Source organism: Rhodococcus sp. UNC23MFCrub1.1 (assembly GCF_000686025.1).
Taxonomy (GTDB): domain Bacteria; phylum Actinomycetota; class Actinomycetes; order Mycobacteriales; family Mycobacteriaceae; genus Rhodococcoides.
The window spans coordinates 185,798-199,243 of sequence record NZ_JMLQ01000003.1 but is presented as its reverse complement, the minus strand read 5'-3'; the positions used below and the strand labels follow the sequence as shown (position 1 = coordinate 199,243).

The following is a 13,446-nucleotide window of genomic DNA, read 5'->3' as shown; positions in this document are numbered from 1 at the left end:
GCCGGCGTCGTCGTGTTCGAGGTTCCTACAGGTCCAGACCGCGACCGATGATCTCCTTCATGATCTCCGTCGTGCCGCCGTAGATGGTCTGCACGCGGGAGTCCATGTACGCCTTGGCGATCGGGTACTCCTTCATGTAGCCGTAGCCACCGTGCAGCTGCAGGCACCGGTCGATGAGCTTGACCTGGTTCTCGGTGGTCCACCACTTCGCCATGGCGGCTTCCTGGACCGACAGCTCGTTCGCGTTGAGCTGCTCGATGTACTTGTCCACCATGATGCGGACGGCAGTCGTCTCGGTCGCGCACTCCGCCAGCACGAATCGCGTGTTCTGGAACTTGCCGATCGGCTTGCCGAACGCCTTGCGGTCCTTGCAGTACTGGATCGTCATCGCGAGCGCGGACTCCATCGCGGCAGCCGCGACGACGGCGATCGACAGGCGCTCCTGCGGCAGGTTCTGCATCAGGTAGATGAAGCCCATACCCTCCTGACCGAGCATGTTGGCGGCAGGGATGCGGACGTCGGTGAAGCTGAGCTCCGCGGTGTCCTGCGCCTTCATACCGATCTTGTCGAGGTTGCGGCCGCGCTCGAAGCCCGGCATGTCGCGCTCGACGACGAACAGGCTGAAGCCCTGCGCGCCCTTCTCCGGATCGGTGCACGCCACCACGATGACGATGTCGGCGTTGATGCCGTTGGTGATGAACGTCTTGGAGCCGTTGAGCACCCAGTCGTCACCGTCACGGACGGCCTTGGTCTTGATGCCCTGCAGGTCACTGCCCGTGCCCGGCTCGGTCATCGCGATCGCGGTGATCAGCTCACCGGAGCAGAAGCCGGGCAGCCAGCGCTGCTTCTGCTCGTCGTTCGTCAACTCGATGAGGTACGGAGCGACGACGTCGTTGTGCAGCGTGAACCCGATGCCGCTGTACCCACCGGCCGTGGTCTCCTCGGTGACGATGGCGTTGTAGCGGAAGTCCTTGACTCCGCCGCCGCCGAACTCCTCCGGCACTGCCATGCCCAGGAAGCCCTGCTTACCGGCCTCGACCCAGACACCTCTGTCGACGATGTTCTGCGTCTCCCACTCCGCGTGATGCGGCGCGACGTGCTGCTCGAGAAACTTCTTGTACGAGCTGCGGAACAGGTCGTGCTCGGGCTCGAACAACGTGCGCTTCATGATTCTCCTCGTCGTGCGTACGGCGGATCTGTCTCGAGCCTAGAACCAGGTACGAGCGGGGTCGATGACCAGTGCGAGCACGTTCGGTGACCTCGGCGTCGCTAGGCGGATCCGGTGTGTTGAGCCGCGGTATCCGCGGCTCAGCGCACCCAGCCGCCTCAGAGCCCGAGCACCCATCGGTGCCCGACGCGCTCGGCCACCACACCGCCGCCGGTCGCGGACGCGAGGACACCGTCGAGCCGGTCGCCGTCACCGATCACCCGGAGCCGCACGTCGGATCCGTAGGCGACGTCGTCGACGGCGAATCCGTGCACTCGCAGAACGCCCTCCACCCGACCGGCATCAGCATGGGACAAGCCCATCTCGAGGACGTCGACTCGCGCGAGCTCGCCCACCTCCACGCGGTCGAGCGCCGCACTCACCGCGCCCGAGTAGGCGCGCACCAGGCCACCGGCGCCGAGCTTGACGCCCCCGAACCACCGACTGACGACGGCCACCACATCGACGAGGTCGCGGCCGGTCAGCACGCCGAGCATCGGAACACCTGCCGTACCGCCAGGTTCGCCGTCGTCCGATGCGCGCTGACGACGGTGCTCCTGATCTGCGCCGACGACGAAAGCCCAACAGTGGTGGCCCGCATCGGGGAACTCTGCCGACACCGCAGCGACCACGTCGAGCGCCTCGGACTCGGTGTGGACGGTGACCACGCGGGCGAGGAACCGGCTCCGCTCGATCACCGTTTCCGCATCGACGTGTCGGGTCGAGACGAGGGCATGCGGCACGGAGCCAGCCTAGATCCGGTGCAGAAATCGTCGGTGAGCGACGAAATCTGCACCGGATCGCGTGACCCGGCGGTTGTGCCGAGCCTGCAGGACGAGGGGCGGCAGAACCCAGGCGACGATTGCCAGAGTCACCCACCAGTACTGACCCGGCACGCCGTTCAGAGCGAAGCCGACGACGATCACCGCCGAACCACTGGCACTCCGCAGCAGGTCGACGTCACGGCGACGCACCGCGGGGCCGCGCAACCAGGAGATGCGCTGGTCGCCGCTCTCGCGCACGGTCCGCCTCGTCGACGCAACGGCGAGAACCACAGCAACGATCAGGGCAACAGCCGCAACGGCCGCACGAGCAACAGAGTTCGGCAGCGCGAAGGTCGCCACGACGATTGCAACCCAGACGACGCCGATCAGCGGAACCTTCCACGCCGGCGTCGACGGCCACTCGTCCGGCGCGAGGCGCACGGGTCGCATCGGGTCGAGGTGTGGGTGGCTCACCGCTTCAGCGTGGCACAGACCGCTCAGTCTCGTCGCCGCTCCGACAGCGCGCGCAGCACCGGGTACGCGACCAGGATGCCGACCGAGCCCCACACGATGCCGCCGAGTTCGACGGATCCGATGGTCAGCGTCAAGTCACCGACACCGGCGACGAGGGCGGCCGCCGCGACCATCAGGTTGAGCGGCTTGGTGAAGTCGATCCCCGCTTCCTGCCAGATCCGCACGCCGAGAAGGCCGATGAGACCGTAGAGCACGAGCGTCGCGCCGCCGATGACACCGCTCGGGACCGTGAAGATCAGCGCGCCGAACTTCGGGGAGAACGAGAGCACCAGCGCCGTGGCGGCGGCGACCCAGTAGGCAGCGGTGGAGTACACGCGGGTGGCGGCCATGACGCCGATGTTCTCCGCGTAGGTCGTGGTGCCCGAACCACCACCGGCACCGGCGAGGACGGTCGCCGCGCCGTCCGCCATGAGGGCGTCACCGGCGACGTCGTCGAGGGACCGACCCGTCATCGCCGCGACCGCCTTCACGTGACCGACGTTCTCGGCGACGAGCACCACGACGACGGGCAGGGCGACGAGCACGACGGACAATTGGAACGAGGGGCCAGTGAACTCGGGCAGTCCGATCCACGACGCGCTACCGAGTGCGTCGACGCGTGCGGGATCGAGAGCACCGGTGACGGCAGCGAACACCCACCCCACGACGACGCCGACGAGGATGCCGAGGCGACCGATCAGCCCCGGTACCGCGACGGTGACCAGCAGGACCGCCACGAGGGTCACGGTCGCGACGAGCGGCTGAGCCTCGTACGAGGTCGCGGCGGTGGACGCGAGATTCAGGCCGATGAGCGCCACGATCGCGCCGGTCACGAGCGGCGGCATGACGGCGTCGAGGACGCGGCTCCCCGCCAACCGGACGAGCAGGCCGACCAGGAACAACACCACGCCCACCACGAGCACCGCGCCGAGCTGCGCAGCGGGACCGTCGCCCGCCGTCGCCGCCAAGGGTGCGATGAAGGCGAAGGACGAGCCCAGGTAGCTCGGGATCCGGCCGCGCGTGGCCAACAGGAAGATCGCGGTACCCAGACCGGAGAAGAACAGCGTCGTCGTGACCGGGAACCCGGTGATGGTCGGCACCAGCAGAGTGGCGCCGAACATCGCGACGACATGCTGCATCCCGATCCCGATCGTGCGCGGCCACGAGAGCCGTTCGTCCGGAGCGACGACCGCGTCGGGCGCCACGGTGCGACCGTCACCGTGGACGGACCAGCGAGGGAAGAACTGCCTGGATCGAGTTGTCGTCACGGCGGGAATGATGTCATGCGGGAAGGCCGGAGGCAGGTCGGCAGGTCACCGGGAAGGCCGGAGGCCGGTCGGCAGGTCACCGGGAAGGCCGGAGGCCGGTCGGAGGGCGGGAGCGCATCACCCGAGCAGGCCGGCTGCCACCTCGCGTGCTTCGGCCGGGCTGGAGGTGGACAGCACGGCCTCGGCCGCGGCCTTGCACTGCTCGAGCGTCACGGTGCCGAGCTTTGCGCCGACACCGGCCACGGCGGCCGACGCGGCCGAGAGGGACGTGACGCCGAAGCCGACGAGGACACAGGCCAACAACGGGTCCGCGGCGGCCTCTCCGCAGACTCCGACAGGCTTGTTCACCGCTGCGCCGGCCTTCGCCGCGTGGGCGACGAGCGTCAGGACTGCGGGCTGCCACGGATCGGTCAGTGCGGCCAGGTCGGCGGACATGCGGTCGGCCGCCATCGTGTACTGCGCGAGGTCGTTGGTTCCGATGGACAGGAAGTCGACGTGATCGAGGATCCGGTCCGCGAGCAGCGCCGCGGCGGGCACCTCGATCATGACGCCGGGGGTGAGCCCGCGTTCCCGCACGTCGGCGGCGAAGGCCTGCGCCTCGGCGGACGTGGCGATCATCGGGGCCATCACCCACGGAGACGACTCGGTCGAGGCCGCTGCGGCCGCGATGGCGTCGAGCTGGCGGTGCAGGATGCCGCGATCGCCCTCGGCGATACGGATGCCGCGCACTCCGAGGGCCGGGTTGGCCTCGTCGGCGTGGTTCGCGAAGCGCAGCGGCTTGTCCGAGCCGGCGTCGAGCGTGCGGACGACCACCTTGGTGCCCTCGAACGCGGTGAGCACCTCGGCGTAGATCGAGGCCTGCTCGTCGACGGTGGGCTCGACGTCGCGGTCGAGGAAGCTGAGTTCGGTGCGGAAGAGTCCGACGCCGTCGGCCGCGGTCGACCGGGCTGCGCGAGCGCCGGCGCCGTCCTGCACGTTCGCGAGGATGTCGACACGGTGACCGTCGGACGTCCGGCCCGGCCCACTCCAGTCGGCCACCTCGGCGAGGTGGGTGGCCGATTCCTCGACCGCGGAGCGTGCCGTGGACGGATCGGGCTCGATCTCGATGCGGCCGGTGGTGCCGTCCACCATGACGAGCGTCCCGGCGGAGACGTCGTCGAGGCCCGTCGCCGCGACGATGCACGGGATGCCGAGCTGACGGGCGATGATCGCGGTGTGGCTGGTGGGTCCACCGAGCGAGGTCGCGAGGCCGACGACCAGCGTGGCGTCGAGTCCCGCGGTGTCGGCGGGTGCGAGGTCCTCCGCCAGGAGAACCGAGGGCTCCGACGGGGTGGGCACGCCGGGCTCCGGGAGATCGGACAGCTCGGCGATCACGCGGTCGCAGATGTCCATGAGGTCGGTGATGCGCTCGGCCATGCGTCCGCCGAGCTTGGCGAACATGGCGACGAACTGGTCCGTCGCGGTGACGGCGGCGTACGCGGCGTCGGAACCCTTGCCGATGGCCTTGACGCCGGCGCCGATCCACCCGCGGTCCTCGGCCATCGCGGCGTTGGCGGCGAGCACCTCGGACGCGGAGCCGGTTGCCAGTGCGGCACGGGCCTGCAGACGTCGACCGACCTCGGCCGCCGCGGCGCGGAAGCGCTCCTTCTCTGCATCGCGCGCGTCCTCGGCGATCTCGACGGCCGTGTCGGGACGTGAGGGGCGCGGCGCCGGGCGGATCGCGGGGCCGTAGCCGACGCCGGGCACGACCGGCGTGCCCTGCACCGCGTGGGCCGTCGGCTGTGCCTCGTTCGCGGTGAGCGATCCCGTCATCTGCTTCCTCCTGCTGCGCGGTGGTGCGGGGGCATCTCGCCTACCCGCTGTGCATCGCGTCTCCCGCGATGGCTCTTGTGACTCAGATTACTCGAACCTCTTGACATGTCAACAGAGACGGGCGTAAAACAACATAAACCAACAGTGAAACAACGGATCGGACGGAGGGGCGGTGAACACGATGTACGCGGAAGAGCGGCAGAACGCCATCGCCGGCCTCATCGGACAGCGCGGTCGCGTCTCCGTCGCCGACCTGGCCGACACGTTCGGTGTCACCACCGAGACCGTGCGCCGTGACCTGGCCTCGCTCGACCGTATGGGCGTCGTGCGCCGAGTCCACGGTGGCGCAGTGCCCGCCACGTCGGTCACCGCGGTGGAGCCAGGGATGGCCGAGCGCGAACACACCCGCGCGAAGGAGAAGGACCGCATCGCCGCTGCCGCCCTCGCCTACCTGCCTGCACCCGGCGGATCCATCGCGCTCGATGCCGGCACCACCACCGGTCGCCTCGCCGCGCTGATCCCCGTCGAGTCGGATCTGACGGTGGTGACCAACTCGCTTCCCATCGCGACGCGTCTCGCCGCGGTTCCGTCCCTCGATCTCCACCTGCTCGGTGGCCGCGTCCGCGGTGTCACGCAGGCGACCGTCGGCGAGGACACCCTGCGAGTGCTCGGGACCGTGCGTGTCGACGTGACGTTCATGGGCACCAACGCGATCAGCGTCGGCCACGGTCTCTCGACTCCCGACACCGACGAGGCCGCCGTCAAGCGCGCGATGGTGAGCGCGGCGGACCGCGTGATCGTCGTCGCGGACTCGGCCAAGATCGGCCTGCAGTTCTTCATGTCCTTCGCCGCACTCGACTGTGTGGACGTCCTCGTCACCGACGACGGCATCACCGACACCGACTGCACCCGTCTGCAGCAACACGGATTGGAGGTGGTGGTCGCATGATCCTCACCCTGACGGCCAACCCCAGCATGGATCGCACGGTCTCCCTCGACGTGCCGTTGGTGCGCGGATCGGTGCATCGCAGCGCACTGACCACGACGGAGCCCGGCGGCAAGGGGGTCAACGTCGCACGCGTCGTCACCTCCGCCGGTCGGACCGCCACCGCGGTACTCCCGTGCAGCGGTTCCGATCCGCTGCTCAGCGCGCTCGGCACCCTCGGAGTCCGGTACCACGCCGTACCCACGTCGGGTGTCGCGCGCACGAACCTGACCATCAGCGAGTCCGACGGCACGACGACCAAGATCAACGAGCCCGGGGCCGGACTCGCGCCCGAGACGGTCGACGCCCTGATGGCGTCCGTCCTGGAACTCGCGCAGCGCGCCGACTGGGTCGTCCTGTCCGGATCGATCCCGCCCGGAATCGACGCCACCTGGTACGGCCGCCTCGTCACCGCGCTGCACGAGGTGTCGGCCAAGGTCGCGGTGGACACCTCCGACGATCCGCTCTCGGCACTCGCCGCCGGCTTCCCGGCGACGGCACCCGATCTGATCAAGCCGAACGCGGAAGAACTCGCGCACCTCACCGGCCACGACGGCGCCATGCTCGAAGCCAGTGCCGCACAGGGTGACCCGTATCCCACGGTCGAGGCCGCGCGCGTTCTCGTCGACCGCGGAGTGGCTGCCGTCCTGGCGACACTCGGTGGGTCCGGGGCCGTCCTGGTCACCGCGACAGGGTCGTGGTTCGCCACCCCTCCCCCGATCACCCCGCGAAGCACCGTCGGCGCGGGCGACTCGTCGTTGGCCGGATACATCCTGGCCGATCTCGACGGCGAGGACGGTGCCGGTCGACTCGCCCGGGCCGTCGCCTACGGATCCGCAGCCGCCGCCCTACCGGGCACCCGGTTGCCGACGCCGTCCGACGTCGACGTCACTGCCGTCCCCGTCCACACCCTCGACTCGTCACCCGCCGTACCCCAGTCCTGAAACCCCAGTCCTGATCCCCCAGCTCCACTCCACTCCCAGAGGAAACGACATGTCCAGTCCCACCACGGCTCACGATGCCAAGCCCGGCATCATCGCCGAGGACCTCATCCTGCTCGACGCCGATCTCGGCTCGACGAAGGACGATGTCATCGCCCGCCTCGCTCGCGTCCTCACCGACGCGGGCCGTGCATCGGATGCCGACGCCCTGCGCGACGCCGCAATGGCTCGTGAGGCGCAGTCGGCCACCGGCCTGCCCGGCGGCATCGCGATCCCACACTGCCGCTCCGCCGCGGTCACGACGGCATCGCTCGGATTCGCTCGCCTGAACCCGAAGGTCGAGTTCGGCGCACCCGACGGCGACGCGGACCTGGTCTTCCTCATCGCCGCACCGGACGGCGCAGGCGCGGAGCACATGAAGCTGCTGTCCTCGCTCGCTCGCGCGCTGGTCAAGCCCGCGTTCGTGACGTCGCTGCGCGAGGCCGCCACCCCCGCCGACGTCGTCGCACTGGTCGAGGGTGTCCTGGCCCCGAAAGCTCCGAAGGCCGCTGCGACTCCCGTCACCACCACGAAGACCGCTCCTCCCGCTCCGACCGCCACGGCGGACGCTGCCAAGCACATCGTCGCCATCACCGCGTGCCCCACCGGCATCGCCCACACCTACATGGCTGCCGACTCCCTCAAGGACGCCGGCGACCGTGCGGGCGTCACCGTGCACGTCGAGACGCAGGGCTCGAGCGGCTCCACGGCACTGGACCCGGCTCTCATCGCGTCGGCCGAGGCCGTCATCTTCGCCACCGACGTGGGCGTCAAGGGCCGCGAGCGCTTCGCGGGCAAGCCTGTCATCGAGTCCGGCGTCAAGCGCGCGATCAACGAGCCCGACAAGATGGTTGCCGAGGCTCTGCGCGCCGGCGGTGACCCGAACGCCGCACGCGTCTCCGGTACCGCACCGGGAGCGTCCGCTGCCGCCGCTGCCGGTGGACTCGGCTGGGGCACGCGGTTGCGCCAGATCCTCCTGACCGGTGTCAGTTACATGATCCCGTTCGTCGCGGCCGGTGGACTCCTCATCGCCCTCGGCTTCCTTCTCGGTGGATACGAGATCAAGGGTGTCGCCGAGGACATCATGACCAACAACAGCCTCACCAACCTGCCCGACGGCGGGCTCCGCATCTTCATCGGTGCGGTGCTGTTCCAGCTCGGCGGCCTGGCCTTCGGCTTCCTCGTCCCGGCTCTGTCCGGTTACATCGCCTTCGCCATTGCGGACCGTCCCGGTCTGGCACCCGGCTTCACCGCCGGTGCGGTGGCCCTGTTCGTCGGTGCCGGCTTCATCGGTGGCCTCGTCGGTGGCCTCATCGCCGGCTTCGTGGCGCTGTGGATCAGCCGGATCGCGGTGCCGCCGTGGCTGCGTGGCCTGATGCCCGTCGTCATCATCCCGCTGGGAGCGACCCTCGTCGTCGGCGGTCTGATGTTCCTCGTGCTGGGTCGCCCGCTCGCTGCCATCACCACCGGCCTGACCAACTTCCTCAACGGCCTCTCGGGCTCGTCGGTCATCATCCTCGGCATCATCCTGGGCCTCATGATGTGCTTCGACCTCGGTGGACCGGTGAACAAGGCCGCCTACGCCTTCGCCACCGCCGGGCTCAGCGTCGACAACGAGGCATCGCTGCGCATCATGGCCGCCGTCATGGCTGCCGGTATGGTTCCCCCGCTCGCCATGGCACTCTCGTCGACTCTGCGACCGAAGCTCTACAGCGAGGCAGAGCGCGAGAACGGCAAGGCTGCATGGCTTCTCGGAGCTGCGTTCATCTCCGAGGGTGCGATCCCGTTCGCCGCGACCGACCCGCTGCGCGTCATCCCCTCGATGATGGCCGGCGGCGCTGTGACCGGCGCCCTGATCATGTCCTTCGGGACGACGCTCAGCGCGCCCCACGGCGGACTGCTGGTGTTCTTCGCGATGAACAACTTCTTCCTGTTCCTGCTGGCTCTGGCGATCGGCACCGTGGTCTCCGCGGCGCTCATCACCGCGGCCAAGCAGTTCGCCGGCAAGAAGCCTGCGGAGATCGTCGACGAACCCGTCGCCGTCGCAGCCTGACACCCACGTCACCACCCCCACAGCTGGCAGTATCGACACCAGCACTCACCTGACGAAGAAGGAGATCACCACGATGCCCAGCACCACGGTCACGGTCGGATCCGCCATCGGCCTGCACGCCCGTCCCGCCGCCGTCATCGCCGAGGCGGTCGCCGACTCCGGCGTCGACGTCACCCTCGAGGTGGAGGGCGAAGAGGCCGTCGACGGCGGCTCCGCGCTCATGATCATGACGCTGGGGGCCACCAAGGGCACCGAGGTCACGATCACCAGCGACGATCAGGCCACGCTCGACAAGGTCGCCGCACTGGTCGCGTCGGACCTCGACGCCTGATCTTCCGCACAGACGACGACGGCCCCCACACACCGTGGGGGCCGTCGTCATGTGTGCTTCTGTGTCTACCGCGACCGGAACAGTCGACGCACGAAGAACAGGGTGAGCACCACGACCACACCGACCGACGCCGCGGCGGCGATCAACGGAACGAGGATGGACCCGGAGGGCTCGGCGGGTGCTTCGGAGTCCGCGGTCTCGGTGGCCTCCGGGCCGGCCTCGGCGGAGGGTGCCACATCGCGCAGGACGAGGACGGCGGGAAGGGCTGCGGCCGTGTCCACACCCTGCTCGGACCCGAGCAGCACCTCGTCGTCCGAGGTGAAGGCGATCGACTCGCCCTGCGGCTGCGGCGGGAGCGCGACGACGCGGGCAGGGGCCGACGCGAAGGCCGCGGCCACGTCACCGTCCCGCACGGACCACATGTACAGATCGGTGTAGGTGCGCACGGCAGCGATGGACCCGTCGGCGCTCACGGCGCCGCCGGTGACCAGGCGACTGCCGTCGAGCAGCGGCGGACCCCCGGGTGTGGTCGTCGCGGACGGCGCGAAGTCGGCCACGCGGCGCAGCGGGGTGGGACCGGGACTCGGGAGATCGGACACCGACGTGTCCGCGGTGTACACGGCACCGGTTCCGAGACCGTCCTTCGTGACGACGACGGGACGGCCGTCGGGCCCGATGAGGAGTGCTTCGGCATCGTGCGCACCGTCGGGATAGGTGAGCCGGTGCAGTTCACCGGCACCACCGGCCGCAGGATCCATCCGGGTGAGGGCCACGGCGTCGCGTCGACGGTCGTTGTCGCCGATGTCCGCGAGCCACAACGACCCCTCGAACGACGAGAGATCCTCGACGTCGTACGGATCCACCGGATTCGGAAGCCACTCCGCGACAGCACACTCGGAGTCGAGGCGCGCGACACGGTCGTCGGCGCCGCTGTCCCCGATCGCGTACACCGTCCCGTCGAGCACCGTCATACCCGAGAGTTCGGACAGTCCCGGATCGGTCGGCACACAGTACGGCTCCGCATCCGGTGCCTCGGTCTGCGCCGCCGCGGGAGACGCTGCCACGAGCGCCACCACGGCAGCGCCGAGCACCGGCGCGAACCGACGGCTCACGCGCTGTGGGCGTATCGCGTGAGTATCGAGGCCAGCGCCGTCGGCACGGTCGCGTCGATGCGCGTACCGCCGCTCTCGTGACTCGTGCTCGAGATCCGTCCGTCCGCATGGATGCGCGACACCAGGTCGCCGCGGTCGTAGGGCAGCAGGACGCTGACCGACACCTCGGGCGGGCGGACCAGCTCGCCGAGTCGTGTCCGCAGCTCCTCGATGCCCTCACCGGTCTTCGCGGACACGAAGACCGCACCCGGCAGCAGGCCCCGCAGCTGCGTCAGCGTGACGGGATCCGCGGCGTCGATCTTGTTGACCACGATCAGTTCCTCGGGCGCCGCGGCGTTCTGCTCGCGCACCACCGAGACGATGACCTCGCGGACCGCCTCGATCTGCCCGATGGGGAGCGGGTCGGACCCGTCCACCACGTGCAGCAGCAGATCGGCGTCCGTCACCTCCTCGAGCGTGGAGCGGAACGCCTCGACCAGCTGGGTCGGCAGGTGGCGGACGAAGCCGACGGTGTCGGTGAGCACGCACTCGCGGCCGTCCTCGAGCGTCGCCTTGCGCGTGGTCGGATCCAGGGTCGCGAACAGTGCGTTCTGCACCAGCACACCGGATCCGGTCAACGCGTTGAGCAGCGACGACTTCCCCGCGTTGGTGTAGCCGACGATGGCGATGGACGGCACGTTGCCCTGCAGCCGGCGCTCACGTTTGGTGTCGCGGGCCTGCTTCATGCCCCGGATCTCGCGACGTAGCTTCGCCATGCGCTCGCGAATGCGACGACGATCGGTCTCGATCTTCGTCTCACCGGGACCACGCAGGCCCACACCGCCGTTGCTGCCGGCGCGGCCACCCGCCTGACGCGACATGGACTCACCCCAGCCGCGCAGACGCGGAAGCATATACTCCATCTGCGCCAGGGCGACCTGCGCCTTGCCCTCGCGGGAGGAGGCATGCTGAGCGAAGATGTCGAGGATCAGCGCGGTGCGGTCGATGACCTTCACCTTCACGATCTTCTCCAGTGCCGTCAGCTGCGCAGGCGTGAGTTCACCGTCGCACACGACGGTGTCCGCGCCGGTCGCGATGACCACCTCGCGCAGTTCCTTCGCCTTGCCGGAGCCGATGTAGGTCGAGGCGTCGGGTCGGTCGCGACGCTGCACCAGCCCTTCGAGCACCTCGGAACCCGCCGTCTCGGCCAGAGCCGCGAGTTCGGTCATGCTGGACTCCGCCTCCTCGGCGGAACCGCTGGTCCAGACACCGACGAGCACCACGCGCTCGAGCCGCAACTGGCGGTACTCGACCTCGGTGACATCGGTGAGCTCGGTGGAGAGTCCGGCCACACGGCGCAGTGCGCTGCGATCGTCGAGCTGCATGTCGCCGGTGGACCACTCGGCGTCCTGCTCGAACCCGTCGCTGTGGGAGGAACCTGTCGTGTCGGCCCTGTCGGCCGCTGCATTCGTTGTCGTCATACGAGACCCATGATCCACGAGAACGTCCTGACGTGCACTGTCATTTACGCAACCGTGTCGCGGGGAATACCCGCACCCCGGCCGTCACGCTTCCAGCCCCGCCCACCAGGCGTCCGACAGCTCCCCCGACGCCACCAGCACCGACGGCCCCCGCATCGACGCGGAACCGTTCGACACGCGCACCGACACGACACCACCGGGAACGTGGACGGCCAGCTCGCCGTCGCCGGACCCGTCGAAGCGCAGGGCCGCGACCGCGGCGGCGACGATGCCCGTGCCACACGATCTGGTCTCCCCCACGCCGCGCTCGTGGACACGCATGCTCACCGCACCGTCCTTCGGCACGGTGACGAACTCGATGTTGACCCCGTGCGGGTACACCGCACCGTCGAAGGTGGGTTGCGCCGTGAGGTCGAGGTCGCCGAGGGTCTCCGCATCGAGATCGGCGGACACGCAGGCCAGGTGCGGATTGCCGACGTCGACGCCGATGCCCGTGAAGGACCTGCCGTCGACCTCGGTGTCGGAGGTCTCGAAGACCTGCGGGGTGCCCATCTCGACGGTGACCACGGCGTCGGTGGCGTCGTGCGAGTGCACGGTGACCGGTTTTCCGCCGGCGCGCGATCCGACGACGAACTCGTCCGAGTCCACGAGACCGGCCGCACGAACGTAATGGGAGAACACCCGGACACCGTTGCCGCACATCTCCGCGATGGACCCGTCCGCGTTGCGGTAGTCCATGAACCAGTCGCCGGCGGACACGCCCTCGGGCAGCGCGTCGAGCACGCCGCGGTCGACGAGAGCACCGCTGCGGGCGACCCGCAGTACCCCGTCCGCGCCGAGCCCGGCTCGGCGATCGCACAGTGTCGCCACACGGTGTGCGCTCAGATCGAGGAGTGCGTCCGGATCCGGCAGCACGACGAAATCGTTCTGCGTTCCGTGTCCCTTGGTGAACTGCATGGGA

General features: G+C 69.4%; 12 protein-coding genes. 4 read left to right on the top strand and 8 right to left on the bottom strand.

What is annotated here, in order from left to right; all coding sequences use genetic code 11:
• Nucleotides 1-25: 25 nt before the first annotated feature.
• The 5 genes from BR07_RS0108875 to ptsP all read right to left on the bottom strand — a co-directional run bounded on the left by BR07_RS0108875 (nt 26) and on the right by ptsP (nt 5,564).
• Nucleotides 26-1,168: an acyl-CoA dehydrogenase family protein gene (locus BR07_RS0108875; protein ID WP_027505144.1), complete on the bottom strand. Its 1,143-nt coding sequence runs from the start codon at nt 1,166-1,168 to the stop codon at nt 26-28.
• 158 nt (nt 1,169-1,326) lie between these two features.
• A complete protein-coding gene (locus tag BR07_RS0108870; RefSeq protein ID WP_027505143.1) occupies nt 1,327-1,950 on the bottom strand; it encodes an IMPACT family protein in 624 nt (207 codons plus the stop codon).
• 9 nt (nt 1,951-1,959) lie between these two features.
• Nucleotides 1,960-2,445 carry a hypothetical protein gene (locus BR07_RS0108865; RefSeq protein ID WP_155956974.1) on the bottom strand — a complete coding sequence of 162 codons (486 nt, stop codon included), beginning with the start codon at nt 2,443-2,445 and terminating at the stop codon, nt 1,960-1,962.
• Nucleotides 2,446-2,468: 23 nt separating this feature from the next.
• Nucleotides 2,469-3,752, bottom strand: coding sequence for a uracil-xanthine permease family protein (locus BR07_RS0108860; protein ID WP_027505141.1), 1,284 nt, complete (start codon nt 3,750-3,752; stop codon nt 2,469-2,471).
• Nucleotides 3,753-3,869: 117 nt separating this feature from the next.
• A complete protein-coding gene (gene ptsP, locus BR07_RS0108855; RefSeq protein ID WP_027505140.1) occupies nt 3,870-5,564 on the bottom strand; it encodes a phosphoenolpyruvate--protein phosphotransferase in 1,695 nt (564 codons plus the stop codon).
• A gap of 181 nt (nt 5,565-5,745) precedes the next feature.
• Between ptsP and BR07_RS0108850 the strand changes: the two genes are divergently transcribed.
• The 4 genes from BR07_RS0108850 to BR07_RS0108835 all read left to right on the top strand — a co-directional run bounded on the left by BR07_RS0108850 (nt 5,746) and on the right by BR07_RS0108835 (nt 9,913).
• Nucleotides 5,746-6,513, top strand: coding sequence for a DeoR/GlpR family DNA-binding transcription regulator (locus BR07_RS0108850; protein ID WP_027505139.1), 768 nt, complete (start codon nt 5,746-5,748; stop codon nt 6,511-6,513).
• Nucleotides 6,510-7,493 (top strand): 1-phosphofructokinase family hexose kinase, encoded by a 984-nt coding sequence (locus BR07_RS0108845; RefSeq protein ID WP_027505138.1) that lies wholly within the window; start codon nt 6,510-6,512, stop codon nt 7,491-7,493. The genes BR07_RS0108850 and BR07_RS0108845 overlap by 4 nt, the downstream gene beginning before the upstream one ends.
• A gap of 49 nt (nt 7,494-7,542) precedes the next feature.
• The gene (locus BR07_RS0108840) at nt 7,543-9,582 is read left to right on the top strand and encodes a PTS fructose transporter subunit IIABC (protein WP_027505137.1); all 2,040 of its coding nucleotides are present in this window, start codon (nt 7,543-7,545) and stop codon (nt 9,580-9,582) included.
• 73 nt (nt 9,583-9,655) lie between these two features.
• Entirely contained in the window at nt 9,656-9,913 is a 258-nt protein-coding gene (locus BR07_RS0108835) for an HPr family phosphocarrier protein (protein WP_027505136.1), read from the top strand.
• Between the two features lie 65 nt (nt 9,914-9,978).
• On the opposite strand, the gene BR07_RS23900 is transcribed toward BR07_RS0108835, so the two are convergent.
• The 3 genes from BR07_RS23900 to dapF form a co-directional block, all read right to left on the bottom strand.
• Nucleotides 9,979-11,025, bottom strand: coding sequence for a hypothetical protein (locus BR07_RS23900; RefSeq protein ID WP_155956973.1), 1,047 nt, complete (start codon nt 11,023-11,025; stop codon nt 9,979-9,981).
• Complete coding sequence (hflX, locus tag BR07_RS0108825) at nt 11,022-12,485, bottom strand: GTPase HflX (protein WP_027505135.1); 1,464 nt, start codon at nt 12,483-12,485, stop codon at nt 11,022-11,024. Before hflX ends, BR07_RS23900 begins: the two co-directional genes overlap by 4 nt.
• Nucleotides 12,486-12,569: 84 nt before the next feature.
• Nucleotides 12,570-13,442 carry a diaminopimelate epimerase gene (gene dapF / locus BR07_RS0108820; protein ID WP_027505134.1) on the bottom strand — a complete coding sequence of 291 codons (873 nt, stop codon included), beginning with the start codon at nt 13,440-13,442 and terminating at the stop codon, nt 12,570-12,572.
• Nucleotides 13,443-13,446: the final 4 nt, after the last annotated feature.